Below are 26,452 nucleotides of genomic sequence, written 5' to 3'. Positions count from 1 at the left end.
ATGCTTGAGGCTCGTTTTTGCCTGTAAGCATCAGCCATGTCCCACAGCCATCCCCTCCTCGGCAAAATTGCCGCGGTCCTGCTCCTGGCGGTCATCGCCGGCGGCGCCTTCACCCTCTGGCAGAAATTCAACAAGCCCGATCTTCCCCCCGGCTTCATCACCGGCAACGGCCGCCTGGAAGCCACCGAGGTGGACGTGTCCACCAAGCTGGCCGGGCGCATCACCGACGTGACGCCGCGGGAAGGCGACGCGGTGAACCGCGACCAGGTGGTGGCCCGCCTCGATGCCGACGAACTGAATGCTCTGCTGCGCGCCGCCAACGCCCAGACCGCCCAGGCCCGCAGCACCCGGGCCGAGGCCGCCGCCGGCCTGTCCCGCTATGAAAGCGACCTGCTGCTGGCCCGCAACAACCTGGAACGCACCCGCCAATTGATCGCCAAGGGCTTCATCAGCCCCGCCCTGCTGGACCGGGACGAAGCCGCCTACCGCAGCGCCCAGTCGGCCCTGGACACGGCCCACAGCCGCATCCACGAAGCCGAGGCCGCCATTGAGGCCGCCTCGGCCCAGGCCGAGCGGGTACGCACCCAGCTCAAGGACGCCGGCCTCACCGCCCCCATTTCGGGTCGGGTGCTCTATCGCCTGGTGGAACCCGGCGAGGTCCTCGGCGCCGGTGGCAAGGTGCTGACCCTGCTCGACTTGAGCGATGTGTACATGACCGTCTATCTGCCCTCGGACAAGGCCGGTCAGTTGCCCGTGGGCGCCGAGGCCCGCATCGTCCTCGACGCCCGGCCCGAGGAAGCCATTCCGGCCAAGGTAAGCTTCGTCGCCGACCGCGCCCAATTCACCCCCAAGGACGTGGAAACCCGCAGCGAGCGGGAAAAGCTCATGTTCCGGGTCAAGGTCAAGGTGGATGCCGACTGGCTGGCGGCCCACCAAACCCTGGCCAAGCCGGGCATGCCCGGGATCGCCTTCTTGCGCCTGGACGACACCAAGGCCTGGCCCGCCACCCTGCCCAAGCGGTAAACCACGGCGGCGACGGCCAGCGGCCCGATGACGACGAATCCATCGCCCACCTTCTGCGCCGAACTGCGCGGCGTCACCCAGCGCTACGGCCAGGTGTCCGCCGCGGACGGCGTGGATCTGACCATCCCCGCCGGATGCATGGCGGGCTTCATCGGTCCCGACGGCGTCGGCAAGTCCACCCTGCTGGCCCTGATCGCCGGCGCCCGGGAAATCCAGGCGGGCAGCGTACGGGTGCTGGACGGCGACATGACCGACGCCCGCTTCCGCGCCAGCGTCCAGCCCCGCATCGCCTACATGCCCCAGGGCCTGGGCCGCAACCTCTATCCGACCCTGTCGGTGTTCGAGAATGTGGACTTCTTCGGTCGCCTGTTCGGCCTGAATGGCGGCCATCGCAAGGACAAAGTGGAAGAGCTGCTGGCCAGCACCGGCCTGCTGCCCTTCCAGGACCGGCCCGCCGCCAAGCTCTCGGGCGGCATGAAGCAGAAGCTCGGCCTCTGCTGCGCCTTGATCCACGACCCCGACCTGCTGATCCTCGACGAACCCACCACCGGCGTCGATCCCCTCTCGCGCCGCCAGTTCTGGGAACTGATCGACCGCATCCGCGCCCGCCGGCCGGGCATGAGCGTCATCGTCGCCACCGCCTACATGGAGGAAGCGGCCCGCTTCGACTGGCTGGCGGCCATGGACGACGGCCGCATCCTCGGCACCGGCTCGCCCGACGAATTGCGCCAGCGCACCGGCCAGGCCAGCCTGGAGGAAGTCTTCATCGCCCTGCTGCCCGAGACCCAGCGGCGCGGCCACCAGACCCTGACCATCCCTCCTCGCCGCGACGGCGACCACGACTGGGCCATCGAGGCCGAAGGCCTGACCCAGCGCTTCGGCGCGTTCACCGCCGTGGACCGGGTCAGCTTCCGCATCGGCCGGGGCGAGATCTTCGGCTTCCTCGGCTCCAACGGCTGCGGCAAGACCACCACGATGAAGATGCTCACCGGCCTCTTGCCGCCCACGGAGGGCAGCGCCCGCCTGTTCGGCAAGCCGGTGAATGCCAAGGACCTGGAAACCCGCCGCCAGGTGGGCTACATGTCCCAGTCCTTCTCCCTCTACGGCGAACTCACGGTGGCCCAGAACCTGGACCTCCACGCCCGTCTCTTCCACCTCGGCGACGAACGGCGCCGGCAGCGCATCGACGACCTGGTGGCCCGCTTCGGCCTGGCCCCCTATCTGCCGCAACGGGCCGAGGGCCTGCCCCTGGGCATCCGCCAGCGCCTGTCCCTGGCGGTGGCGGTGGTGCACGAACCCAAGCTGCTGATCCTGGACGAGCCCACCTCGGGCGTAGACCCCATCGCCCGGGACGAATTCTGGCAACTGCTGATTTCCCTTTCCCGGGAACAGGGCGTCACCATTTTCATCTCCACCCACTTCATGAACGAGGCGGAGCGCTGCGACCGCATCTCCCTCATGAACGCCGGCCAGGTGCTGGCCAGCGACACGCCGGAAGCCCTGCGCCTGGCCCAGGGCAAGGACAGCCTGGAAGAGGCCTTCATCGCCTACCTGGAACAGGCCCGCCGCGACGACAGCGAGAACGAGGCCGCAACGGTGCAAACCACCGCAGCCAGTGTCAGCAACGGCAAGACGCCCCGCCCCGCCTTCTTCAGCCTGGGCCGCCTGCTCGGCTACGCCTACCGGGAAATGCTGGAACTGCGCCGCGATCCGATCCGCCTCACCTTCGCCCTGCTCGGTTCGGTGCTGCTGATGCTGATCCTCGGCTACGGCATCACCATGGACGTGCAGGACTTGCGCTTCGCCGTCCACGACCGCGACCAGTCGCCGGAAAGCCGGGCCTACATCCGCAACATCGCCGGTTCGCGCTACTTCCTCGAACAGGCGCCCATCGCCAGCAGCGCCGAACTGGATCGGCGCATGAAGAGTGGCGAGCTGTCCCTGGCCCTGGAGATCCCGGAAAAATTCGGCCAGGACCTGCGCCGGGGCCGCAGCCCGGAAATCGCCCTCTGGGTGGACGGCGCGATGCCCTACCGGGGCGAGACCATCCGCGGCTACGCCCAGGCCATGCACCTGCTCTACCAGGCCGAACTGGTGGCGGAAAAAACCGGCGCCACGCCCACCCTGCTGCCCTTCGACGTGCAGACCCGTTACCGCTACAACCAGGACTTCAAGAGCGTCTACGCCATGGTGCCGGCGGTGATTCCGCTATTGCTGGTGTTCATTCCCGCCATCCTCGTCGCCCTGGGCGTGGTGCGGGAGAAGGAACTGGGCTCCATCACCAACCTCTACGTGACGCCGGTGACGCGGCTGGAATTCCTGCTGGGCAAGCAGTTGCCCTACGTCGTGCTGTCCATGATCAGCTTCGTCCTGCTGTTGCTGGAGGCGGAGTGGGTGTTCGCCGTGCCCCTCAAGGGCCACTTCCTGCCCCTGGTGCTGGCCACCCTGCTCTACGTCACCGCCACCACGGGGCTGGGCCTGTTGGTGTCCTCCTTCACCAAGTCGCAAATGGCGGCCCTGGCGGGCACCGCCATCATCACCATGCTGCCCACCATCCAGTTCTCCGGCCTGACCCAGCCGGTGGCCTCCCTCAGCGGTGTCGGCGCCACCCTCGGCCAGTTGTGGCCCGCCACCTACTACCTGGTGATCAGCCGCGGCATTTTCGCCAAGGCCCTGACCCTGGCCGACCTGCACGGCCAGTTCCTCGCCCTGGCCCTGTTCGTCCCGGCCTTCACCCTGCTCAGCGTGCTGCTGCTGAAGAAACAGGAGCGCTGACGTGAAGTGGCTGGCCCGTCTGTCCAACATCTACCGCCTCGGCATCAAGGAGCTGCGCAGCCTGTTCTCCGACCCGGTGCTGCTGGCCATCATCATCTGGGCCTTTTCCTTCGGCATCTACGCGGCCGCCTCGGGCATCTCCCAGGAACTGCACCGGGCCAGCATCGCCATCGTGGACATGGACCATTCGCCGGTGTCGGAACGGGTGGTCCACGCCTTCTATCCGCCCTACTTCCAGACGCCACGCCAGATCGCCCTGCAGGACATGGACGGCCTGATGGACCGGGGCGAATGCACCTTCGTCCTGGTGATTCCCGCCAACTTCCAGCGCGACCTGCTGGCGGGGAAACGGCCCGAGGTACAACTGGCCATCGACGCCACCATCATGAGCCAGGCCTTCCTCGGCGCCACCTACATCCAGAACATCTTCGCCGGCGAGGTGGCCGCCGCCGCGCCGGGCAGCGAAAGCAAGTCCCTGGTCAACCTGGTCAGCCGGGTGCGCTTCAATCCCAACCTGTCGGGCTTCTGGTTCGGTGGCGTGGTGGAAGTGATCAACAACATCACCCTGCTGTCCATCATCCTGGTGGGCGCCGCCTTCATCCGCGAGCGGGAACACGGCACCATCGAACACCTGATGGTGATGCCCCTCACCCCCTTCGAAATCCTGGTCAGCAAGGTCTGGGCGAATGGCCTGGTCGTGGTCCTGGCGGCCTCCTTCGCCCTCAAGGTGGTGGTGGAATGGATCATGGCGGTGCCCATCGCCGGCTCCCTGCTGCTGTTCATCGCCGGCAGCGGGCTCTATCTGTTTTCCACCGCCTCCATCGGCATCTACCTGGCGACCCTGGCCCGCTCCATGCCCCAGTTCGGCCTGCTGATCATCCTCGTCGTGCTGCCCCTGGAACTGCTCTCGGGCGGCGTCACGCCACGGGAGAGCATGCCGCTGCCGGTGCAGAACTTCATGCTGATCGCGCCCACCACCCATTTCGTCCGCCTGGCCCAGGCCATCCTGTTCCGCGGCGCGGACATCACCGTGGTCTGGCCCCAGCTACTGGCCATCACCGCCATTGGTGCCGTGTTCTTCAACCTGGCCCTGGCCCGTTTCCGCAAGGCCATGGCCCAGACCCAGTAGCCCTCCTGGAGGATTAGGCAAGAGATTCGCAGGATCGGGCTTTGCATTGGCCGGCCCATTCCCTAGGATGGCGTGACTTTGCAATCGAGGAGAACCCATGCTGAAAACCGCTGCCTACGGCGTCGAAAGCGCCACCTCCCCCGTCGCCCCCATGGCCATCGACCGCCGCGAGCCCCTAGCGCAGGACGTGCTGATCGACATCCTCTACTGCGGCATCTGCCACTCGGACATCCACCAGGCCCGCAACGAATGGGGCGGCCACTCCCTTTACCCCATGGTGCCGGGCCACGAGATCATCGGCCGGGTGAGCAAGGTCGGCAGCGAGGTGAGCAAGTTCAAGCTGGGTGACCTGGTGGGCGTAGGCTGCATGGTGGATTCCTGCCAGCACTGCGAGGCCTGCGAGGAAGGCCTGGAACAGTACTGCGACGGCATGGTGGGCACCTACAACGCCAAGGACAGGAAGCACGGCGGCCTGACCTTCGGCGGCTACTCGGAACGGATCACCGTGGACGAAAAATTCGTCGTGCGGGTGCCGGACAACCTGGACCTCAAGGCCACCGCGCCCCTGCTGTGCGCCGGCATCACCCTCTACTCGCCCCTGCGCCACTGGAACGTGCAGCCCGGCCAGAAGGTCGGCATCATCGGCCTCGGCGGCCTGGGCCACATGGGCGTCAAGCTGGCCGCCGCCATGGGCGCCCACGTGGTGATGATCACCACCAGCCCGGCCAAGGCCCAGGACGCCAAGCACCTGGGGGCCGCCGAGGTGCTGATTTCCAAGGACGCGGCGGACATGAAACAGCACGCCGCCAGCTTCGATCTAATCATCGACACCATTCCCGTGCCCCATGACGTGAACCCTTACCTTGGCCTGCTCAAGCGGGACAAGACCCTGGTCCTGGTGGGCCCCGTGGATCCGGTGGACGTCCATGGCGGCAACCTCATCATGCGGCGCCGCCACGTGGCTGGCTCCATGATCGGCGGCATCGCCGAAACCCAGGAAATGCTGGATTTCTGCGGCAAGCACAACATCGTCTCCGACGTGGAGGTGGTGACGGCCGACTACATCAACACCGCCTACGAGCGCATGATCAAAAGCGACGTGAAGTACCGCTTCGTGATCGACATCGCCTCCCTGAAGCAAGCCTGAGGCACCGCCATCCGCCAACAAAAAGGCCGCCCAGGGCGGCCTTTTTGTTTGGGACCGTCAGGCCCGCGCCGGCAGGGTGCTCAGGCGGCGTGTCCCCAGGAGAACGGCTTGTCGCCGAGACGGGGCGTTTCCTGGGCGTCGAGGCCGCGCCCCCGCTCGGGGGTATGGGCGAGGGTTTCGGGCAAGCCCGTCGCACTGGCGGCCAGGCCGCCATCGACCGGGCGAGCGACCGGCTTGACGCTGCACTGACCCAGACCCACCAGGGTGGGCCGGCGCTGGGTCAGCGACCAGGGCGGCCGGGGCAGGCTGGGCAGGGGCTGACCCTTGAGCCGCATCAGGGTGGCTTGCAGCACCCGGGCATCATTGCTGGCCCGGTGGCGATCCAGGCGCATTTCCCGCTGCACCTGGGTCTTGGTGGTCTGCCAGGCATCGCTTTCCTCCTGGTTGAGCAGGATGCGCAAGTCCTCCAGGCGGAAGGCCGGCGCCGATCCCGCCGCATCGAACAGCCGGCTCAGCCAGTTGAAGTCGTGGTACCAGGAGTCGCAATAGACGGTCATGCCGCGCAGTTGGCGGTTGAGTTCCGCCGCCACCTCTTCCGCCCCACGACCGTGCTGCTGCAACCAGCCGCGCTTGATGCCGTGCACCGCCTCGGCGCTGGCGTCCCAGTGGGTCCAGTCTGCCTGGGGCAGGATCAGGGAAGCGTAGCTATGGCCGTTGGGCAGCACCAGGCCCACCTCGATGGGGTAGCTGGCGGAACCGAAGCCGGAGGCCTCGACGTCGATAAAAGCAGGGGCTTGCATGGCGTAAATTATTTTAGGCTTGTAGTTTGTGACACAAATGCTACCACCCGACTGTGACATTGCGATGACCGGGAGTGTGCGAAAACTTACGACTAAAGATATATATCTTCGCCTTACCCGCCACAGCAGGAGGGGAATTCCCGGCAGGAAGCCCCTGCCGTCAGGTGAATCCCAGTAAGCTGCGGCTTTCCGCCCACCGCCCAGACCTTGAGGACCTCCATGCGCAAAGGCGCTCCCCCGCCCCCGCCCGGCCACGGCAGATCGGATACCCGGCCCGCCGCCGCCCCTCCCTTGCCCGAGGGATTCCTGGCGGACTTCCTGCCCCGCAGCTTCGCCAAGGGCCAGGTCCTGGCCACCCCGGACCACCCCAGCGACCAGGTGTTCATCGTCCGCAGCGGTCGGCTGCGGGTCTATCTGACCGGCGGCAACCGGGAACTAAGCCTGGCCATCCTCGAACCCGGCGACGTGTTCTCCACCCACACCCCCACCTACGTGCGCTGCCTGGAAGCCAGTGAGCTGTGGCTGATCGATACCCGCCAGTTCGCCCAAAAACTGGCCCAGCAACCGGCGGTATCGCCGCTGATGATGCGGGTATTGGGCCGCATCCTGAACAACGCCATCGCCCTGGTGGAGGACCTGGCCTTCCGCGACGTGCCGGCCCGGCTGGCCCGCTTCCTGATCCGCCAGGCCGAGCAACGGGGCGTGGCCGAGGCCGACGGCTGCCTGCTGCCCCTCAACCTGGGCACCGAGGACATCGCCTGCCTGCTGGGCACCACCCGACAATCGGTGTCCTCCCTGATCAACCAATGGCAGCGGGAAGGCCTGCTCAGTCGCCGTGGCCGCCATGCCTTGTTGATCCACGATCCCCAGGCCCTGGTGACCCGCAGCCTGACACCCTGATACCGGGACCAAGGCAAAACTGTCGGCCAGCAGACGGACAGGGATTAACCGTCCGATTTAGAGTTCGGTCATTCCCCTTCGGTAAGGAAACGCCATGTCTGAACCCTCCTGCGGCTGCAAGGCCGCCGCCAACCCCGACCGCTACGTCAGCTTCAAGGACATCGACTGCGACGGCAACGCCCGCCGCCTGATGGAAATGATCGACGCCCACCTGACGAACCCCGCCAACGGCAACGCCTTCATGGACTACTTCCAGAAAAAACGCGCCGGCGGCAGCGGCCCCAAACCCGACGACCTGTTCCTGATCCACAGCAACATCAACCAGATCCGCGAATTCTTCGAGTCCGTGCGCGATGAAGCCGGCCTCATCCTGCTGTTCCAGATCGAGGAAGAGTGCTGCTAGGAACGGCATCGCCACCATGAAAAAGGGCCGCTTGCGCGGCCCTTGTTTTTTGTTGCGGATGCCCCTTACTTCTTCTCGAAGGGGGTGGGACGGGGCGTGCTGTCGCTGGAGGGTGGCAACACGGGCAGCTTGAAGTTGGGCTGGTCGCCGGTCAGGGTCTTGAGGAAGGCCACGATCTTGGCGTTTTCGTCCTCGCTGAACTTCTTGCCCAGTTGCAGGCGGCCCATGATGTCCACCGCTTCCTTCAGGGTGTTGGCGGCACCGTCGTGGAAGTAGGGATAGGTCATTTCCACGTTGCGCAGGGTGGGCACCTTGAAGTTGAAGCGGTCCGCATCCTTGCCGGTGACGGCGCTGCGGCCCTCGGCGGGACTGCTGGCCTTGTAGGCCTCCACCACGCCCATCTTCTGGAAGGAATTGCCGCCCACCGCCGGGCCGTTGTGGCAAGCCACGCAGCCGCTGGTCTTGAACAACTGGTAGCCGGCCAGTTCATCCTTGCTGATGGCCTTCTTGTCACCCTTCAGCCACTTGTCGAAGCGGGAGTTGGGCGTCACCAGGGTTTCCTCGAAGGCGGCGATGGCCTTGGTCACCTTGTCGATGTCCACCTTGTCGGAACCGAAGGCCTTCTTGAACTCGGCCACGTAACCGGGGATGGATTGCAGCACGTCCACCGCCAGGGTGTGGGTGAAGGCCATTTCGCCGGGGTTGGCGATGGGGCCGCCGGCCTGGGCCTTGAGGTCGGCCGCGCGGCCGTCCCAGAACTGGGCGACGTTGAGGCTGGAATTCAGCACCGTCGGCGCATTGATGGGGCCTTCGTTCCAGTTGTGGCCGATGGAGGTCTTGATGTTGTCCGTGCCGCCCATGGACAGGTTGTGGCAGGAGTTGCAGGAGATGAAACCGGACTTGGACAGGCGCGGATCGAAGTAGAGCTTCTTGCCCAGTTCCACCAGGGCCGGATTGGCGATCTTGGCCGGGGCGATGGGTTGGATGGGTTCCGCGGCCCATGTGGTGGCCGTGCCGGCCAGAGCGCAAGCGACGAACAACGAACGGATTTTCATGGCGTTTCTCCTTTTTTTGCTGGAATCAGCCCGAGGAAATTTAGCCATGCCAGAAGTAAGGCTTTTGATATCAATCAAGACATCTTAATAGACAAACCCTATTCAAAAAATAGCGACAAGCTATTGGAAAAATGCCAAAACGCGAAAACGGAAATCGCTCGTTGATCGTCCCGCGCCTATCCCACGGCCGTCACGAGCGCGGCGCGGCCAACTTGCGGAACAGGGTGCGGTTGCTCACCCCCAGGGCCTCGGCCAGGGACTTGCGGTCGCCGCCGAAGCTGGCGGCGGACCAGGCCAGGTAACGCTGCTCCAGTTCCTGCAAGGACAGCACGCGGTCCACGTGGAAGGCACGGGCATCGGTCACGGCGGCGGCATGAGCGGGCGCCGTGGCGGCCCCCATCGCCGCATCCACCATCGCATCAGCCGTCGCATCCATCGACTCAGTCAATGCCCCGTCCAGTCCCGGCTCGCCCAGGTGTTCCGGGCCGATCTCGGCGCCGTCGGCGAGGATGGTCGCCCGCTCGATCAGGTTGCGCAGTTGCCGGACATTGCCCGGATAGTGGCGCTGTTGCAGCACCGTGACGGCGGCGGCGGTCAGGCGCAGGGGGCGCTCGTGGGCGAAGCGCTTCAGGAAGGATTCCGCCAACAGGGGAATGTCCTCGCGCCGCTCGGTCAGGGACGGCACCCGAATGGGAAAGACGTCGATCCGGTGGTACAGGTCGCGGCGGAACAACTCCTGCGCCACCATGGCCTCCAGGTCGCGGTGGGTGGCGCAGACCAGGCGGAAATCGGCCCGCAGCGTGTCGATGCCGCCGACGCGGCGGTAGGTGCCGCTTTCCAGCAAGCGCAACAGCTTCACCTGCATGGGCAGGGGCACGTCGCCGATTTCGTCGAGAAAGATGGTGCCGCCGCTGGCCGCTTCCACCAGGCCGATCTTGCGGTGGGTGGCGCCGGTGAAGGCGCCCTTCTCGTAACCGAACAACTCGCTTTCGAACAGGGTCTCGGTCAGGCCGGAACAATCCACCGTGACGAAGGGCCGGTCGGCGCGCTTGCTGGCCTCGTGGATCAGGCGCGCCACCAGTTCCTTGCCCGTCCCCGTTTCCCCCAGCAGCAGGGTGGACGCCTCGGTGGGCGCCACCCGCATGATCTGCCCCAGCATGCGGTTGAAACTGGCGGAGCGCCCCACCAGGCCCTCGGCGGCGGCCTGGCTGGAGGCGTGCTTGACCACTTGCATGGTCTCGACGAAGTAGCGCAGCTGCCCTTCATCGCTGTTGATCGGGGTGGTCTCGACCACCACGTGCTCCTCGCCCCGGGGCGTGTGGTGCAAATGCAGGACACGCCGGGACTCGCCGCTTTCCAAGCTCAGGCGCAAGGGGCAGGTTTCGCCGGCCTGGTCGCAGGGCACCGTGAAATGGTGGGACACCTCGTAGCAATGGCGGCCAGTGACGGGCTGCTGTTGGCCGAACTCGCGGCTGTAGGCGCGGTTGGCGGCAACGATGCGGAAGTTCGCATCCATGATGATGCGGGGCTCGGGCTGGCTGTCCAGAAAGGACAACAGTTCCGGCAAGGCGTCTGGAGCGGAGGACATGGGCGAATCCTTTATGCCATTTATGGCACTCAGTGTAAATCACACCCCGCTATTAACGCCATTTTTGACACTTTGACTAGCCCATCAATCACTCACGGCTGACCAAACGAATAATCAATATTTTTATAAATCAATAAGATAAAAATAGACAGCCGCCGTGGTGCAATCCTTGCGATGAATCCAGCATTCAGCGACGAGGACTGTCAAAAATGTGCGAAAACAAGATGAACCCGCAACGCCGCGCCTGGTTGCTCGCCACCGCGGCGGCGGGCGGCGGCTTCGCGGTGACGACGCTGGTTCCCTTCGTCGCCAGCATGACTCCTTCGGAACGGGCACGGGCCGCCGGCGCGCCGGTGGAGGTGGACATCGGCAACCTGGCGCCGGGCCAACTGCTGGTGGTGGAGTGGCGCGGCAAGCCGGTGTGGATTCTGCGCCGCACCGAAGAAATGCTGGCCACCCTGGGGAAGTTGAGCGACCAGCTCGTGGACCCGGAATCCAAGCAACGCCAGCAACCCGAATACTGCCGCAACCCGCAACGGGCCATCCGCCCCGAATACCTGGTGGCCATCGGCATTTGCACCCACCTCGGCTGCTCCCCCAGCAACAAGTTCAAGCCGAGCAGCGAGGAAGGCATGCCGGCCGACTGGCTGGGCGGTTTCCTCTGCCCCTGCCACGGCTCCACCTTCGACCTGGCCGGTCGCGTGTTCAAGAACAAACCGGCGCCGACCAACCTGGAAATCCCGCCCCACCGCTACCTGTCCGACACCCGCCTGCTGATCGGCGAGGACGGCACGGGCTGAAAGGGAGGGCCGCGACATGTGCTATTTCCGGCAGATCGTCTCGGTGGAATCGGGCACCCTGTCCTACCTGCTGGCGGACATGGACCGGCGCCAAGCGGTGCTCATCGACCCGGCCGAGGCCCAAGTGGCGGTTTATCTCTCGCTGCTCAACGAGATCCAGGCCCAACTGGTGCGCATCCTGTTAACCCATTGCCATGACGGCCAGACACCGGGCATTGAGCGGCTGATGGCGCGCACGGGGGCGTCCCTGTGCGGCAACCAGCCACCGTCGCCGGGACAAAACTGCATCCGCCTCGCCCACGGCGACCTGATCGCCTGCGGCGACGAGTTGATTCGCGCCCGCCTGACGCCGGGCCACACCGCCGGTTGCGTCAGCTACCTGTGGCGGGACCGGATCTTCACCGGCGACACCCTGCTCATCGACGATTGCGGCGACACCGACGGCGCCGACAGCGACGCGGGCACCCTGTTCGACAGCCTCACCCGCCAACTGCTGACCCTGCCCGACGAAACCCTGGTCTATCCCGCCCGCAGCGAGTCCGGGCGCATGGTCAGTTGCATCGGCGAGCAACGCAGCCGCAACCCCTATCTGGCGGGCGTGACCCGCGACGAATTCATTGCCGCCCAAGGGCAGCGCAAGCCCAATCACAGTCATCGCGTTTTTGTGGAGAAGCAATCATGAGCCAACAAGCAGCCGACACGGTTGAAGCCCAAGCCCTGTACGAGAAGCACAAGAAAATCCAGATCCGTTCGGTGAGCGGCCTGTTCGCCAAATGGCGCTGGGTCATGGTCTGGGTCACCCAGGCGATCTTCTACGGTCTCTGTTGGCTGCCCTGGAACGGTCGCCAGGCGGTGCTGTTCGACCTGGTGGAACGCAAGTTCTACATCTTCGGCCTGGTGCTGTGGCCCCAGGACGTGTTCTACCTGGCCATCCTGCTGATCATCTCGGCCTACAGCCTGTTCCTGTTCACCGCCATCGGCGGGCGACTGTTCTGCGGCTACGCCTGTCCGCAAACGGTCTACACCGAAATCTTCATGTGGATAGAACGCAAGATCGAAGGTGAGCGCAACGCCCGCCTCAAGCTCGACCAGCAGCCGATGAACGGCCGCAAGTTCGCCATCCGCGCCGCCAAGCATGCCGCCTGGATCGTCGTGGCCCTGTGGACCGGCTTCACCTTTGCCGGCTACTTCACCCCCATCGGCACCCTGGCCAAGGACCTGGCCCACTTCAGCCTCGGCCCCTGGCAGACCTTCTGGATTTTCTTCTACGCCTTCGCCACCTACGGCATGGCCGGCTTCATGCGCGAGCAGGTGTGCAAGTACATGTGCCCCTACGCCCGCTTCCAAAGCGTGATGTTCGACCCCGACACCCTCATCGTCACCTACGACCAAGCCCGGGGCGAGCCGCGCGGCACCCGCACCAAGAAAGAAGACTACAAGGCCGCCGGCAAGGGTGACTGCGTCGATTGCAGCGTTTGCGTCCAGGTCTGTCCCACCGGCATCGACATCCGCAACGGCCTGCAATACGAGTGCATCGGCTGTTCCGCCTGTATCGACGGCTGCGACGAAGTGATGGACAAGCTCGGCTATCCCCGTGGCCTGATCCGCTACTCCACCGAGCGCGCCATACAGAACAACTGGAGCACCAAGGAAATCGTCGGCCACGTCTTCCGTCCACGCATCTTCCTTTACACCTCCATCCTGATCCTGATCGTCATCGCCGCTGCCTGGGCCATCGCCGCGCGCCTGCCGCTCAAGGTGGACGTCATCCGCGACCGGGGCGTCATGGCCCGCGAAGTGGAGGACGGCGTGATCGAGAACGTCTACACCCTGCGCGTGATGAACACCGACGAACTGCCCCACCAATACCGCGTCACCGTCAGCGGCCTGCCCACCCTGACCCTGGCCTCGGCCCAGATCATCAGCGTACCCGCCGCGTCCACCCAGTCCGTCACGGCCACCCTGCATGCCCTGCCCGAATCCGGCAAGAAGGGTTCGCAGCCGGTGTACTTCGACGTGGAAGACGTGGACAACGCGAAGGTGAAACTCCACGAAAAAGCGGCCTTCTTCCTGCCGTAAAGCCCCACGTCCCCAAGAGAGAGAAAGTCGACAACCGTCGCACACCGCGCCAAGCACGCGGTGCCACATTCGCACTGGAGACCATCATGGCCTGGAACCTACTACTCACCTCGGACATCGGCCTACTGAGCCTGTTCACCATCGTCTTCATGATCGGCATGGTGATATTCATCTTCGGCTACGTCACCCGCCACATGAAGGACGATGCCCCCAACGGCACTGGCACCAACACCCTGCCCAACGCCAAGCACTGACCCCGCGCCCGGCGGCCCCGCGCCGCCGGCCTTCTTTGACGAAAGCCACCCCACCATGAAAACCGCCCACGACCTTGTTGCCGCCGCCAAGACCCGCATCCAGGAAATTCCCCTGACCGAGGCAGAGGCCGCCATCGACGACGCCGACCTGCTGCTCGACGTACGCGAAGGCGACGAATTCGCCGCCGGCCACCTGCCCGGCGCCGTGCACATCTCCCGGGGCCTGCTGGAATTCAAGATCGGCAACCTGCCCGAGTACGCCGACCGCGACCTCAAGATCGTGCTCTATTGCAAAACCAGCGGCCGCGCCGCCCTCGCCGCCTGCGCCTTGCAGGACATGGGCTACCGCCACGTCCGTTCCATCGCTGGGGGATTTGATGCCTGGGTGGCTGCGGGCAAGCCGGTGGCAGGGACGAGCCTGCCAAGTTTTGAGTAAGGGCGTTGCCCCGCTGAAGCAACGCTCAACCTAGTTACCGTTCGCCCTGAGCCCTTCGACAAGCTCAGGACAGGCTCCGGAACAGATGCCGAAGTCGAAGGGCCGTACTCCACAGCCCGTTCGTCCTGAGCGTAGCGCAGCGAAGTCGAAGGGCCCCATTCCCTTTCACCGTTCGTGCTGAGGTATCGAAGCATGAACGCTAACTTTGATATCCCCGCATAACCCACACCGCGCCGGGAGTTCGCCCCGGCGCGGTCTTGGTTATTGGGCCACTTCTGAAATGTCCGTTCATGCTTCGATACCTCAGCACGAACGGAAGATAAAAAAGCCAAGGGCCGCTTTCGCGGCCCTTGGCTTTTCTTCCCTACCGAACTAAGTCAGTTCACTTCACGATCTGGTTCAGCTCGCCCTTGGCGTAGCGTTCCGCCATCTTGTCCAGGGGAACGACCTTGATCTTGCTGGCCTGGCCGGCGCAGCCGAAGGCTTCGTAGCGGGCGACGCAGATTTTCTTGGCGGCTTCCCGGGCGGGCTTGAGGTAGTCGCGGGGGTCGAACTTGCTGGGGTTCTCGAACAGGTAGCGACGGATGGCGCCGGTCATGGCGAGGCGGATGTCGGTGTCGATGTTGATCTTGCGCACGCCGTGCTTGATGCCGTTGACGATCTCTTCCACGGGCACGCCGTAGGTTTCCTTCATGTCGCCGCCGAACTCGCGGATCTCGGCCAGCAGCTCTTGCGGCACGGAGGAGGAGCCGTGCATCACCAGGTGGGTGTTGGGGATACGGGCGTGGATTTCGGCGATGCGGTCGATGGCGAGGATGTCGCCGGTGGGCTTCTTGGTGAACTTATAGGCGCCGTGACTGGTGCCGATGGCGATGGCCAGGGCGTCGCAGTTGGTCTGGCGGACGAAGTCGGCGGCCTGCTCCACGTCGGTCAGCAGTTGCTCGCGGGTCATGTGGCCTTCGGCGCCGTGGCCGTCTTCCTTGTCGCCCTTCATGGTTTCGAGGGAACCGAGCACGCCCAGTTCGGCCTCGACGGAAACGCCGATGGCGTGGGAGAACTCGACCACCTTGCGGCTGACTTCGACGTTGTATTCGTAGCTGGCGACGGTCTTGCCGTCGGCTTCGAGGGAGCCGTCCATCATCACCGAGGAGAAGCCCGACTTGATGGCGGCCATGCACACGGCGGGGGATTGGCCGTGGTCCTGGTGCATGACGACGGGAATGTGGGGATAGGCTTCGAGGGCGGCCAGGATCTGGTGGCGCAGGAAGGCTTCGCCGGCGTATTTGCGGGCGCCGGCGCTGGCCTGCATGATCACGGGGGCGTCCACCTGGTTGGCGGCTTCCATGATGGCCCACACCTGCTCCATGTTGTTCACATTGAAAGCGGGCAGGCCGTAGCCGTTCTCGGCGGCGTGGTCCAGCAGTTGGCGCATGGAGACGATGGGCATGGGGGTTTCCTCCTTATGGGAATATCAAACGCTGAGATAGGGGGTTGGGGCGGGACGATGTTCGCCCACCTTGACGATTTTCAGGGTGTTGGTGCAGCCGGCCTGGCCGATGGGCTCGCCCACGGTCAGCACGATGAGGTCGCCCTCTTCCACCACGCCAGCGGCCAGCAGGGCCTCTTCGGCCTGCCATAGCAGGTGTTCCCGGTCCTTGCTGGAGAAGTCCATCAGCAGGGGATAGACGTCGCGGAACATGGTCACCCGGCTGCGGGTGGCGGGGCTGGGGGTGAGGGCAAACACCGGCACGCCGGAGTTGAGGCGGCTCATCCACAGGGCGGTGGAGCCGGACTCGGTGAGGGAGGCGATGGCCTTCACCTTGAGGTGGAAGGCGGTGAACAGGGCCGCCATGGCGATGGACTGGTCGATGCGGGTGAACACCTGGTTGAGGAAGTGGGTGTCCAGGGTCACGTCCTGGGTCTTCTCGGCCTCGATGCAGACCCGCACCATGGCTTCCACCGTCTGCACCGGATATTCGCCGGAGGCGGTCTCGGCGGACAGCATCACGGCGTCGGTGCCGTCGAGCACGGCGTTGGCCACGTCGGACACTTCGGCGCGGGTGGGCACCGGGCTGTGGATCATGGACTCCATCATCTGGGTGGCGGTGATGGCGAACTTGTTGTGCTCCCGGGCCAGGCGGATGATGCGCTTTTGCTGGGCCGGCACGGCGGCGTCGCCCACTTCCACGGCCAGGTCGCCCCGGGCCACCATCACGCCGTCGGTGGCGTGAAGGATGTCCTCCAGGTTTTGCACCGCCTCGACCCGTTCGATCTTGGCCACCACCAGGGCGTCGGAACCGGCCTCGTGCAGCAGTTCCCGCGCCTGACGCATGTCGGCACCGGACTTGGGGAAGGACACGGCAACGAAGTCCACCTTCAGGCTGGCGGCGGTCTTGATGTCCTCCATGTCCTTGGCGGTCAGGGCCGGGGCGGACAAGCCGCCGCCCTGCTTGTTGATGCCCTTGTTGTTGGACAGTTCGCCGTCGTGGCGATTGACGCAATGGATTTCGCTGCCCTCGATGCGGTCGATGTCGAACACCACCCGGCCATCGTCCAGCAGCAGCACATCACCGGCCTGCACGTCGTCGATCAGTTCGGGATAGTCCAGCCCCACCCGCTCGGCATTGCCCAGCGCGCAGGCGGCGTCGAGGATGAAGGACTGGCCGGCCTCGAGGGGAATCCGGTTCTCGGCGAACTTGCCGATGCGGATCTTCGGCCCCTGCAAATCGGCCATCACCGCCACGGTGCGGCCGTGCTTCTGGGCCGCCTCGCGCAGGGTCTCGACCCGGGCCCGATGGTCCTCGGGCTTGCCGTGGGAAAAATTGAGGCGAACCACATCCACGCCCGCGGCCACCAGACGACCCAGGATGTCGGGACTGCTGGAGGCGGGACCGAGGGTGGCGACGATCTTGGTGGCGCGGGTCATGGTCGTATGGGCTTGTGTTGAGGGGCTAGGGGCTGGAAAGTTTAGTTGGGGTGGGGGAAGAGAGAAAGAAATTAGCGAAAATCCGGCAGGCAATGACGCCAAATACACGGGTTTTCCCTAGTCCCTAGCCTCTCGTCTCCAGCCCCTGGCGAAGCCTTATCCGTTGAACCGTTGTTCCAAGATTTCCACGGCTGGCAGTTTCTTGCCTTCGAGGAATTCGAGGAAGGCACCGCCGCCGGTGGAAATGTAGTCCACCTGGTTTTCGATGTGGTACTTGGCGATGGCGGCCAGGGTGTCGCCGCCGCCGGCAATGGAGAAGGCGGGCGAATGGGCGATGGCGGCCGCCAGCATCTTGGTGCCGCCGCCGAACTGGTCGATCTCGAACACGCCGACGGGGCCGTTCCAGACGATGGTGCCGGCGTGGGCGATGATGTTGGCGAGACGGGCGGATGTCTTGGGACCGATGTCGAGGATCATGTCGTCAGGGGCCACGTCGCTGGCGGCGACGCGGTTGGCCCGGGCCACGGCGGAAAGTTCGTTGGCGACCACCACGTCCTCGGGGATGGGCACGGAGGCGCCGCGCTTGTCCATCACGTCCATGATGTTGCGGGCTTCTTCCACCAGGTCCAGCTCGGCCAGGGAATTGCCGATGGGCAGGTCGTCGGCCACCATGAAGGTGTTGGCGATGCCGCCGCCGACGATCAGTTGGTCCACCTTCTCGGCCAGGGACTTGAGGATGGTGAGCTTGGTGGATACCTTGGAGCCGGCGACGATGGCCACCAGGGGGCGCTTGGGGTTTTCCAGGGCGCGGGACAGGGCGTCCAGTTCCGCCGCCAGCAGGGGACCGGCACAGGCCACGGGGGCGTACTTGGCCATGCCGTGGGTCGTGGCCTCGGCGCGGTGGGCGGTGCCGAAGGCGTCGTTCACATAGACGTCGCAGAGCTTGGCCATTTTTTGCGCCAGCTCGTCGCTGTTCTTCTTTTCGCCCTTGTTGCCGCGACAGTTTTCCAGCAGCACCACGTGGCCGGGGGCCACTTCAAAACCGCCGTCCACCCAGTTGTCGATCAGGGGCACCTTGCAGCCCAACAGTTCGGCCAGGCGGTGAGCGACGGGAGCCAGGGAATCCTCGGGGGTCAGGGCGCCCTCGGCGGGGCGGCCCAGGTGGGAAGTGACCATGACGGCGGCGCCCTGCTCCAGGGCCAGCTTGATGCCGGGCACGGAAGCGCGGATGCGGGTGTCCTCGGTGATGCTGCCCTTTTCGTCCTGGGGCACGTTCAAGTCGGCGCGGATGAAGACGCGCTTGCCTTTGAGGTCGAGGTCACTGAGCTTGAGCACTTTCATGATGAGGTTCCTTGCGGGATCGGATCGTGGAAAAAATGAAAACTAGACGGGCTTCGCCGTGGACAGCCAGTGGTGAGCCACTTCCACCAGGCGGTTGGCAAAGCCCCATTCGTTGTCGAACCAGACCATCAGGTTCACCAGGCGCGGTCCGCCCGGGCTGCCGAAGACTCGGGTCTGGCCGGCATCGACGATGGCGGAATGGGGGTCGTGGTTGAAGTCCACCGAGGCGTGGGGTTCGTGGGAACAGGCCACCAGGCCCTTCAAGGGGCCGGCGGCGGCCTCGCACAGCAGGGTGTTGATGTCGTCCGCCGTCACCTCGCGCCCCACCTGCAACACCAGGTCGATGGCGGAAACGTTGAGGGTGGGCACCCGGATCGCCTTGGCCTGGACCCGCCCCTTGAGTTCCGGCAGCAACCGCTCCACGCCCCGGGCGAGGCCGGTGGAGACGGGAATGATGGACTGCATGGCGGAGCGGGTGCGGCGCAGGTCGGTGTGGTGGTAGCCGTCGATCAGGGGCTGGTCGTTCATCACCGAGTGCAGGGTGGTGAGCAGCACCTGCTCGATGCCCAGGGCCTCGTGCAGGCGCTTGAGGATGGGCACCACGGCGTTGGTGGTGCACGAGGCGTTGGAGACGATGCGCTCGCCGCCTTGCAGGGTTTTCAGGTTGATGCCGTAGACCACGGTGGCGTCCACGTCCTCGGCGCTGTTGGCCGGGTGGGACAGCAGCAGGCGGGGACAGCCGGCATCGATGAAGCGCGCCAGGGCGGCGCGGTTGCTATAGCGGCCCGAGCATTCCACCACCAGGTCGATGTCCAGGGCGGCCCAGTCCACGGCCTCGGGGGTATCGGCGTGGCTGACGGCGATGAAGCGGCCGTCGATCAGCAGCCCGCCCTCGGCCTGGGCCACGGTGCCGGGAAAGCGGCCGTGGGTGGAGTCGAAGCGGGTCAGGTAAACGATGCTGGGCAGGTCGGCCGGCTCGTTGATGGCCACCACCTGGAAGCGGTTGCCCAGGGCCGATTCCTGCAAGGCGCGCAGAAAGCAGCGCCCGATACGGCCATAGCCGTTGATGGCAAGACGGAAGGGGCGAGGTGAGCCGGACACGGAGGCCAGTGAAAAATGGTTGAAGCCCGTGATTTTACAGGGTTGCGGCGGCAAAACCGCAGTTTTGGGCGGAGGCCTGCCGCCACGGCGGGCGGCAAAAATTGCAGGCCCGACGGGACCTGCCTGCCCGACCGGACCGGCTACCGGATCGATCACTGCACCGGCCACCAGACGGCAAGCCTCAGGGCACAGGGTCTCAGGCGCCACCGGGGCGGGCGGGCTCGGTCTGGTATGCGAATTGCACGGCGTCAACGCTTATTTCGTCCGGAGGCCCTCCATGCAGATCAATACCCGTTACAACAGCGGCACCCTGTCCAGCCTGAGCGGCAGCAGCGACCAAGGCAGCGAGACGGCGTTCGGCGCCATCCTGGCCAAGGCGTCCCAGACCCTGGCCAACAACGGCGTGGCCAACGGCACCGCCACGTCCATGAACGTGGTGAAAACCGCTGCCGAGAAAAAGAAGGAAGCGGCACAGCAGGAATACGAAAGCGTGCTGGCCGAGTTCCGCGACTACATGAAAAAAACCCCGATCGAGCACATGCGGGACGCCATCCTCAAGGAAATGGGCTTGAGCGAGGAGGAGTTGGCCGCCCTGCCGCCAGAACAGCACGATGCCATCGAGGCCGAGATCGGTCGCCGCATCAAGGAGCGCCTGCTGGGCCAAGAAGAAGGCAAGGCGGACGACGCCACCCTCGCAGCCCTGGGCAACCACGGCAGCAGCACCCAGGCCACGAGCGGCCTGTTCGCCGACCCCGGCAACGACGTGCTGGCCCAGCAACTGGCGGCCGTCCTGGCCGCCTCCGCCCCCGGCGCGCAGTCCTCCAGCAGCGAGGCCTGAACCCCGGCGTTTCGGCGCGGGGCATGAAAAGGGCGTTGCCAACTTGGCGGACAACATCGCCATGCCGGATGTTGCTTCCCCTCACCCCGGCCCTCTCCCACACGGGGAGAGGGAGAGTTCTTGCAACGATCTTTACAGCAGGTCCCCTCTCCCCTTGCGGGAGAGGGATAGGGTGAGGGGTGAATGCCGGAGCTGGGAAGACGGCAAGCCAAACAGATTCCAATAAAAAAAACCGCCAGGCGAGCCTGGCGGTTTTTCTTTGGGCGAAGACCGAAAATTACTTGGCGTTCTTCCAGGCCCGGGCGGCGTCCAGCATGCGGCAGGAGTAACCCCATTCGTTGTCGTACCAGGCCAGCACCTTGACCAGGGTAGAGCCATCCTCGCCCTTGATGACGCGGGTCTGGGTGGCGTCGAAGGTGGAGGAGACGGTGGTGTGGTTGAAGTCGGAGGACACCAGGGGCTCGTTGTTCACCGCCAGGATGCCCTTGAGGGGACCGTTGGCGGCCTGGGTCATCAGCTCGTTGATTTCTTCCTTGGTGGTGGCGCGCTCGGAGGTGAAGGTCAGATCCACCAGGGAGACGTTGAGGGTGGGCACCCGCAGGGAGAAGCCGTCGAACTTGCCCTTCAACTGGGGCAGCACCAGACCCACGGCCTTGGCGGCACCGGTCTTGGTGGGGATGATGTTGTCGAAGGCGGCACGGGCGCGGCGCAGGTCCTTGTGGCGCACGTCCACGGTCACCTGGTCGTTGGTCACGGCGTGGATGGTGGTCATCAGGCCCTGCTTGATGCCGATGGTCTCGGCCAGCACCTTGGCCACGGGGGCCAGGCAGTTGGTGGTGCAGGAGGCGTTGGAAACCACGCTGTGGCTGGCCTTGAGGTCACCCTCGTTGACGCCCATGACGATGGTGGTGTCCACGTCGTCACCGCCGGGGGCGGAGATCAGCACGCGCTTGGCGCCTTGGGCCAGCAGGGCCTGGGCCTTTTCCTTGGTGGTGTAGGCGCCGGTGCATTCCAGCAGGATTTCCACGCCGTGCTTGGACCAGTCGATATCCTTGGGATTCTTGGTGGAGTAGAAGGGAATCTTCTTGCCATCGATGATGATGGTGTTCTCGCCCTCGGTTTCGACGGAGGTGGCGAAACGGCCATGGGTGGTGTCGTAGCGCAGCAGGTGGGCGTTGGTGGCCAGATCGCCGGAGGCGTTGATGGCAACCACGTCGAACTCGTTCTGCAAGCCCTGTTCGTAGATGGCGCGCAGGGTGCAACGGCCGATGCGACCGAAACCGTTGATGGCAACCTTGATGGTCATGGTGTCTTCTCCAGGTTATTTATGTGGTGATCAGGGCGGGGTCAGAGCAAGCCTTTGGCCGTGGCGACAACGTTGTCCACGGTGAAGCCGAATTCCTTGAACAGCTGGCCGGCGGGGGCCGACTCGCCAAAGCGGTCGACGCCGATGACGGCACCCTCCAGGCCGACGTACTTGCGCCAGAAGTCGGACACGCCGGCCTCGATGGCGAGGCGGGGCAGGCCCTTGGTCAGCACGCTGGCCTTGTAGGCGGCGTCCTGGCGGTCGAAGACGTTGCTACAGGGCATGGACACGACGCGGGCGGCGATACCTTCCTCGGCCAGCTTGGCCTGGGCCTTCAAGGCCAGGTCCACTTCGGAACCAGTGGCGATCAGGATCAGCTTGGCTTGACCCTTGGCTTCGCTGATGACGTAGCCACCCTTGGCGATGTTGGCCTGGGTGGCGGCGTCGCGGGCGACGAAGGGCAGGTTCTGGCGGGAGAAACAGAGGGCGGCGGGACCGCTGCGCTTGTCGATGGAGGCGGCCCAGGCCACGGCGGATTCCACCGTATCGCAGGGACGCCAGGTGTCCAGGTTGGGCACCAGACGCAGGCTGGAGATCTGCTCCACCGGCTGGTGGGTGGGACCGTCTTCGCCGAGGCCGATGGAGTCGTGGGTGAACACGTAGATCACCCGCTGCTTCATCAGGGCCGACATGCGGATGGCGTTGCGGGCGTATTCCGAGAACATCAGGAAGGTGCCGCCGTAGGGGATGAAACCGCCGTGCAGAGCAATGCCGTTCATGATGGCGGCCATGCCGAATTCGCGCACGCCGTAGTGGATGTAGTTGCCCTTGCCTTCCTTAGTCACGCTCTTGGAACCGGACCAGTTGGTCAGGTTGGAGCCGGTCAGGTCGGCGGAGCCGCCCAGCAGCTCGGGCAGCTTGGGGGCGAATGCTTCGATGCTGTTCTGGCTGGCCTTGCGGGTGGCGATGGTTTCGGCCTTGTCGTTGAGCTTAGCCAGCACGGCATCCACGTGGGACTTCCAGTCGCCGGGCAGGTCGCCGGCCATGCGGCGCTTGAACTCGGCGGCCAGTTCGGGGAAGGCGGCGGCGTAGGCGGCGAACTTCTGGTTCCACTCGCCCTCGGCGGCGGCGCCCTTGGCCTTGGCGTCCCAGGCGGCGTACACGTCGGCGGGGATCTCGAAGGGGGCGTGGTTCCAGCCGATGTGGGCGCGGGCGGCGGCGATTTCGGCATCGCCCAGGGGGGCGCCGTGCACGTCGTGGCTGCCCTGCTTGTTGGGGGCGCCGAGACCGATGGTGGTCTTGCAGCAGATCAGGGTGGGCCGGGTCTGGTCGGAACGGGCCTCGCGGATCGCGGCCTCCAGGGCTTCGGTGTTGTGGCCGTCTACGTTGCGGATCACCTGCCAGCCGTAGGCGTGGAAGCGCTCGGGAATGTTCTCGGTGAACCAGCCGGTGACGTGACCGTCGATGGAAATACCGTTGTCGTCCCAGAAGGCGATCAGCTTGCCCAGGCCCCAGGTGCCGGCCAGGGAACAGACTTCGTGGGAAATGCCCTCCATCAGGCAGCCGTCGCCGAGGAAGGCGTAGGTGTGGTGGTCCACGATGTCGTGGCCGGGCCGGTTGAATTCATTGGCCAGCAGCTTTTCCGCCAGGGCCATGCCCACGGCGTTGCTGATGCCCTGGCCGAGGGGACCGGTGGTGGTCTCGATGCCGGGGGCGTAGCCGTACTCGGGGTGGCCCGGGGTCTTGGAATGCAGTTGGCGGAAGTTCTTCAGGTCGTCGATGGACAGGTCGTAGCCGGTCAGGTGCAGCAGGGCGTAGAGCAGCATGGAGCCGTGGCCGTTGGACAACACGAAGCGGTCCCGGTTGGCCCAATGGGGGTTGGCCGGGTTGTGGCGCAGGTGGTTGATCCAGAGAACTTGGGCGATTTCGGCCATGCCCATGGGGGCGCCGGGGTGGCCGGAATTTGCCTTTTGCACGGCATCCATGGCCAGGGCGCGGATGGCGCCGGTGATTTGAGTGAACACGAGGGCTGCTTTCGGCTGGTTTGAAACTGACGACTTCCGCGAGGGAAGAAAGCCCGCAATTATCGGCGAAACCGGGGTGTCTTGCCTAGAGGCTTGTTTTATCGGAGGGATTTTCGCCCTCCCCGGGGCTCAATGGCGGCGGACGCCGCTGGCCAGTTCGCGGATGCGCTGCACGGTGTCGATGCCGGCGGCCTCGTAGGCCTGGCGCAGGTAGTCGGCGTAGCCGGCGTCCTCGCTCTCGTGCCCCACGGCAAAGGCGATTTCGTACACAAACCGGAGGAACAGGCGCTCCGGCTCGGGCTCCTCGATGGTGATGGTGAGCTTGCCGCCGGCGTGGTGGGCGGTGGGACGGCTGTCGAAGCAGACCCAGTCCTCCTCGGCGAAGGTGACCCGGTCCAGCACCTCGACCTCGCCCCAGCGCAGCAGGCGCTCCACGGCCCCCGCCTCCCGTTGCAGGATGCGGCATTCGTCCAGACCGGGCAGAAACTCGCGGGAATCCTCCACCCGCCACATCAGGCCCTGCCACAACTGGCGGCGGCTCAAGGCCGGCAGGAAGGGGATAGAGGGATCGTTGATTTCGATCAGGTGTTCAAACCGCATGGATGCACGACAAAAGTAAGATCGCCCATTATGCCCGTCTCCTTCCGGGGCCGGTAGAATCGACCCCTTGCACAACCCCATTCACAACCCCATTGCCGGATACCATGGCCGACTCCGCCGCTTCCCATAACAACGCCGACCACAAGCCCGCCAACTTCCTGCGCCACATCGTCGAGAACGACCTGGCCCAGGGCACCAACGCCAGCCGCCGCTGGTGCGGCAAGCCCGCCTCCGGCCCGGAGCAGCAGGCGGGGCAGCCCGACCCGGCCAAGATCCGTACCCGCTTCCCGCCGGAGCCCAACGGCTACCTGCACTTCGGTCACGCCAAGTCCATTCTGCTCAACTTCGGCCTGGCCCGGGACTACGGCGGCGTCTGCCACATGCGCTTCGACGACACCAACCCGGAGAAGGAAGAGCAGGAGTACGTGGATGCCATCCTCGATTCCGTGAAATGGTTGGGTTGTGGCTGGAACGCCTTCGGCCAAAGCCATCTGTTCCACGCCTCCGACTATTTCGGCTTCATGGTGCAGGCCGCCGAGGCCCTGATCCAGGCCGGCCACGCCTACGTGGACAGCCAGAGCGCCGAGGAGATGCGTGCCAACCGCGGCACCCTCACCGAGCCCGGCAAGAACAGCCCCTACCGTGACCGCAGTCCCGCCGAGAACCTGGACCTGTTCAAGCGCATGCAGGCCGGCGAGTTCCCCGACGGCGCCCACATCCTGCGGGCCAAGATCGACATGGCCTCGCCCAACATCAACCTGCGCGACCCGGCCATCTTCCGCATCCGCCACGCCGAGCACCACCGCACCGGCAACCAGTTCTGCGTCTATCCGATGTACACCTACGCGCACCCGATTGAGGATGCCCTGGAGAACATCACCCACTCCATCTGTACCCTGGAGTTCGAGGATCAGCGCCCCTTCTACGACTGGATTCTGGAACGCATCGCCGACTGCGGCCTGCTGGCCCGGCCCCTGCCCAAGCAGTACGAGTTCTCCCGCCTCAACCTGACCTATGTGGTGCTGTCCAAGCGCAAGCTGATCCAACTGGTGGAAGAAAAGCACGTCGAAGGCTGGGACGATCCGCGCATGCCGACCCTGGTCGGCGCCCGCCGTCGCGGCTTCACCGCCGAGGGCTTCCAGCTTTTCGCCGAACGCATCGGCGTCACCAAGTCCGATTCCCTGATCGACATGAGCGTGCTGGAAGATTGCATGCGCGAGACCCTCAACGAGTCCGCGCCGCGCCGCATCGCCGTGCTCGACCCGGTCAAGCTGATCCTCGACAACGTCGCCGAGGACCACGAGGAACTCTGCGAAGCCCCCAATCACCCGCAAAAGCCCGAACTGGGCAAGCGTCCCATTCCCTTCAGCCGGGAACTCTGGATTGAGCGGGAAGACTTCGTCGAAACTCCGCCCAAGGGCTTCTTCCGCCTCTTCCCCGGCAACCTGGTACGGCTGCGCTACGGCTTCGTCATCAAGTGCGTCGGCTGCGACAAGGACGCCAACGGCAACATCACCGCCGTCCATGCCGAGTTGCAACCCGACTCCAAGTCCGGCACCCCCGGCGCCGACAACTACAAGGTGAAGGGCAACATCCACTGGGTCTCTGCCCGCCATGCCTACCAGAGCGAAGTGCGCCTCTACGACCGCCTGTTCGCCGTGCCCGCCCCCGGCGCCCGCCGCGAAGGCGATGCCGAGGGCGTGGAACGGGATTTCCTCGACGACATCAATCCCAACGCCAAGCAGGTCATCACCGCCCAGCTGGAGCCCTCCCTTAAGGAGGCCGTCGCCGAGGACCGCTTCCAGTTCGAGCGCCACGGCTACTTCGTCGCCGACCGCAAGGACTCCAAGACCGGCGCCCCGGTGTTCAACCGCGCCGTGACCCTCAAGGACTCCTGGGCCAAGGGCAAATAAGCCCTCGCGGCTGG

At 65.2% G+C, this 26,452-nt stretch carries 23 protein-coding genes; 13 read left to right on the top strand and 10 right to left on the bottom strand.

Annotated elements, in window-relative coordinates; all coding sequences use genetic code 11:
• Nucleotides 1–36: 36 nt before the first annotated feature.
• From ACYQ2U_RS02160 to ACYQ2U_RS02145, 4 genes are all read left to right on the top strand, one after another.
• Nucleotides 37–1,023, top strand: a complete 987-nt coding sequence (locus tag ACYQ2U_RS02160) for an HlyD family secretion protein (RefSeq protein WP_459948689.1) — start codon at nucleotides 37–39, stop codon at nucleotides 1,021–1,023.
• A gap of 27 nt (nucleotides 1,024–1,050) precedes the next feature.
• The gene (gene rbbA / locus ACYQ2U_RS02155) at nucleotides 1,051–3,798 is read left to right on the top strand and encodes a ribosome-associated ATPase/putative transporter RbbA (RefSeq protein ID WP_459948688.1); all 2,748 of its coding nucleotides are present in this window, start codon (nucleotides 1,051–1,053) and stop codon (nucleotides 3,796–3,798) included.
• 1 nt (nucleotide 3,799) lies between these two features.
• Nucleotides 3,800–4,927 carry an ABC transporter permease gene (locus ACYQ2U_RS02150; RefSeq protein WP_459948687.1) on the top strand — a complete coding sequence of 376 codons (1,128 nt, stop codon included), beginning with the start codon at nucleotides 3,800–3,802 and terminating at the stop codon, nucleotides 4,925–4,927.
• 100 nt (nucleotides 4,928–5,027) lie between these two features.
• Nucleotides 5,028–6,074: an NAD(P)-dependent alcohol dehydrogenase gene (locus ACYQ2U_RS02145; RefSeq protein ID WP_459949232.1), complete on the top strand. Its 1,047-nt coding sequence runs from the start codon at nucleotides 5,028–5,030 to the stop codon at nucleotides 6,072–6,074.
• A gap of 80 nt (nucleotides 6,075–6,154) precedes the next feature.
• On the opposite strand, the gene ACYQ2U_RS02140 is transcribed toward ACYQ2U_RS02145, so the two are convergent.
• Nucleotides 6,155–6,874 (bottom strand): 3'-5' exonuclease family protein, encoded by a 720-nt coding sequence (locus ACYQ2U_RS02140; protein ID WP_459948686.1) that lies wholly within the window; start codon nucleotides 6,872–6,874, stop codon nucleotides 6,155–6,157.
• 219 nt (nucleotides 6,875–7,093) lie between these two features.
• Between ACYQ2U_RS02140 and ACYQ2U_RS02135 the strand changes: the two genes are divergently transcribed.
• Nucleotides 7,094–7,774: a Crp/Fnr family transcriptional regulator gene (locus tag ACYQ2U_RS02135; protein ID WP_459948685.1), complete on the top strand. Its 681-nt coding sequence runs from the start codon at nucleotides 7,094–7,096 to the stop codon at nucleotides 7,772–7,774.
• 94 nt (nucleotides 7,775–7,868) lie between these two features.
• Nucleotides 7,869–8,177, top strand: coding sequence for a N(2)-fixation sustaining protein CowN (gene cowN / locus ACYQ2U_RS02130; protein ID WP_459948684.1), 309 nt, complete (start codon nucleotides 7,869–7,871; stop codon nucleotides 8,175–8,177).
• 65 nt (nucleotides 8,178–8,242) lie between these two features.
• Here cowN and ACYQ2U_RS02125 read toward each other — a convergent pair whose 3' ends face one another.
• Nucleotides 8,243–9,232 (bottom strand): cytochrome-c peroxidase, encoded by a 990-nt coding sequence (locus ACYQ2U_RS02125; protein ID WP_459948683.1) that lies wholly within the window; start codon nucleotides 9,230–9,232, stop codon nucleotides 8,243–8,245.
• A gap of 190 nt (nucleotides 9,233–9,422) precedes the next feature.
• Entirely contained in the window at nucleotides 9,423–10,820 is a 1,398-nt protein-coding gene (locus tag ACYQ2U_RS02120; protein WP_459948682.1) for a sigma-54 interaction domain-containing protein, read from the bottom strand.
• Between the two features lie 209 nt (nucleotides 10,821–11,029).
• Here ACYQ2U_RS02120 and petA point away from each other — a divergent pair, with 209 nt between their 5' ends.
• The 5 genes from petA to ACYQ2U_RS02095 all read left to right on the top strand — a co-directional run bounded on the left by petA (nucleotide 11,030) and on the right by ACYQ2U_RS02095 (nucleotide 14,389).
• A complete protein-coding gene (petA, locus tag ACYQ2U_RS02115; protein WP_459948681.1) occupies nucleotides 11,030–11,620 on the top strand; it encodes a ubiquinol-cytochrome c reductase iron-sulfur subunit in 591 nt (196 codons plus the stop codon).
• A 16-nt stretch (nucleotides 11,621–11,636) separates the two neighbouring features.
• Nucleotides 11,637–12,302, top strand: coding sequence for an MBL fold metallo-hydrolase (locus tag ACYQ2U_RS02110; protein ID WP_459948680.1), 666 nt, complete (start codon nucleotides 11,637–11,639; stop codon nucleotides 12,300–12,302).
• Complete coding sequence (gene ccoG / locus ACYQ2U_RS02105; protein WP_459948679.1) at nucleotides 12,299–13,699, top strand: cytochrome c oxidase accessory protein CcoG; 1,401 nt, start codon at nucleotides 12,299–12,301, stop codon at nucleotides 13,697–13,699. Before ACYQ2U_RS02110 ends, ccoG begins: the two co-directional genes overlap by 4 nt.
• Nucleotides 13,700–13,785: 86 nt before the next feature.
• Nucleotides 13,786–13,953 (top strand): DUF3149 domain-containing protein, encoded by a 168-nt coding sequence (locus tag ACYQ2U_RS02100; protein ID WP_459948678.1) that lies wholly within the window; start codon nucleotides 13,786–13,788, stop codon nucleotides 13,951–13,953.
• 55 nt (nucleotides 13,954–14,008) lie between these two features.
• Complete coding sequence (locus tag ACYQ2U_RS02095) at nucleotides 14,009–14,389, top strand: rhodanese-like domain-containing protein (RefSeq protein ID WP_459948677.1); 381 nt, start codon at nucleotides 14,009–14,011, stop codon at nucleotides 14,387–14,389.
• A 382-nt stretch (nucleotides 14,390–14,771) separates the two neighbouring features.
• Here the strand turns inward: ACYQ2U_RS02095 and fba are convergent, their stop codons facing one another.
• The 4 genes from fba to ACYQ2U_RS02075 all read right to left on the bottom strand — a co-directional run bounded on the left by fba (nucleotide 14,772) and on the right by ACYQ2U_RS02075 (nucleotide 19,757).
• Nucleotides 14,772–15,836, bottom strand: coding sequence for a class II fructose-bisphosphate aldolase (gene fba / locus ACYQ2U_RS02090; protein ID WP_459948676.1), 1,065 nt, complete (start codon nucleotides 15,834–15,836; stop codon nucleotides 14,772–14,774).
• Nucleotides 15,837–15,860: 24 nt separating this feature from the next.
• On the bottom strand, nucleotides 15,861–17,315 hold the full coding sequence (pyk, locus tag ACYQ2U_RS02085; RefSeq protein WP_459948675.1) for a pyruvate kinase: 1,455 nt from the start codon (nucleotides 17,313–17,315) through the stop codon (nucleotides 15,861–15,863).
• Nucleotides 17,316–17,471: 156 nt separating this feature from the next.
• Nucleotides 17,472–18,656 (bottom strand): phosphoglycerate kinase, encoded by a 1,185-nt coding sequence (locus tag ACYQ2U_RS02080; RefSeq protein WP_459948674.1) that lies wholly within the window; start codon nucleotides 18,654–18,656, stop codon nucleotides 17,472–17,474.
• 42 nt (nucleotides 18,657–18,698) lie between these two features.
• Complete coding sequence (locus ACYQ2U_RS02075; protein WP_459948673.1) at nucleotides 18,699–19,757, bottom strand: type I glyceraldehyde-3-phosphate dehydrogenase; 1,059 nt, start codon at nucleotides 19,755–19,757, stop codon at nucleotides 18,699–18,701.
• A 277-nt stretch (nucleotides 19,758–20,034) separates the two neighbouring features.
• Here ACYQ2U_RS02075 and ACYQ2U_RS02070 point away from each other — a divergent pair, with 277 nt between their 5' ends.
• Complete coding sequence (locus ACYQ2U_RS02070) at nucleotides 20,035–20,595, top strand: hypothetical protein (protein ID WP_459948672.1); 561 nt, start codon at nucleotides 20,035–20,037, stop codon at nucleotides 20,593–20,595.
• Nucleotides 20,596–20,872: 277 nt separating this feature from the next.
• Here ACYQ2U_RS02070 and gap read toward each other — a convergent pair whose 3' ends face one another.
• The 3 genes from gap to ACYQ2U_RS02055 form a co-directional block, all read right to left on the bottom strand.
• Entirely contained in the window at nucleotides 20,873–21,901 is a 1,029-nt protein-coding gene (gene gap, locus ACYQ2U_RS02065) for a type I glyceraldehyde-3-phosphate dehydrogenase (RefSeq protein ID WP_459948671.1), read from the bottom strand.
• Nucleotides 21,902–21,942: 41 nt separating this feature from the next.
• Nucleotides 21,943–23,925 (bottom strand): transketolase, encoded by a 1,983-nt coding sequence (tkt, locus tag ACYQ2U_RS02060; protein ID WP_459948670.1) that lies wholly within the window; start codon nucleotides 23,923–23,925, stop codon nucleotides 21,943–21,945.
• A 129-nt stretch (nucleotides 23,926–24,054) separates the two neighbouring features.
• Entirely contained in the window at nucleotides 24,055–24,525 is a 471-nt protein-coding gene (locus ACYQ2U_RS02055; RefSeq protein WP_459948669.1) for an SRPBCC family protein, read from the bottom strand.
• Nucleotides 24,526–24,629: 104 nt separating this feature from the next.
• Between ACYQ2U_RS02055 and ACYQ2U_RS02050 the strand changes: the two genes are divergently transcribed.
• Nucleotides 24,630–26,438 (top strand): glutamine--tRNA ligase/YqeY domain fusion protein, encoded by a 1,809-nt coding sequence (locus ACYQ2U_RS02050; RefSeq protein WP_459948668.1) that lies wholly within the window; start codon nucleotides 24,630–24,632, stop codon nucleotides 26,436–26,438.
• Nucleotides 26,439–26,452 lie beyond the last annotated feature (14 nt).

The organism is Denitratisoma sp. agr-D3 (assembly GCF_054658675.1).
This window is presented reverse-complemented; position numbering and strand designations above follow the sequence as displayed.